Source organism: Pelorhabdus rhamnosifermentans, from assembly GCF_018835585.1.
Classification (GTDB): domain Bacteria; phylum Bacillota; class Negativicutes; order UMGS1260; family UMGS1260; genus Pelorhabdus; species Pelorhabdus rhamnosifermentans.
The window spans coordinates 1-274 of record NZ_JAHGVE010000134.1 but is presented as its reverse complement, the minus strand read 5'-3'; the positions used below and the strand labels follow the sequence as shown (position 1 = coordinate 274).

The following is a 274-nucleotide window of genomic DNA, read 5'->3' as shown; positions in this document are numbered from 1 at the left end:
GTCTGAAATACGCGCCCCATAGTGACAGGCTTTGGGTTGGGAGCGCAAAAAATATTAATTTCTCCATCATGGCGAAAATTATCTAAATAAATAGGGCTTAAATTTATTACTACCTGAAATTCAATATTTTCTTTGTGTCTTCCATTCCTGGCGGGATAAGTGAGTTTAAACTGAACCTTTTCATTGTATAGCGTGTCGTTACCCCGAAAAGAAGTCCTCTGAATATATGATAAGTTGTCAAGGTTATTAAATATCTTTTTTGTGGCTGAGTTGA

The 274-nt window shown here is 36.1% G+C and carries 1 protein-coding gene; it reads right to left on the bottom strand.

The window, feature by feature from the left end; translation table 11 throughout:
• Positions 1-274, bottom strand: a 274-nt coding sequence (gene yneK, locus Ga0466249_RS26075) for a putative protein YneK (RefSeq protein ID WP_215832400.1), incomplete at both ends; no start/stop codon positions are given.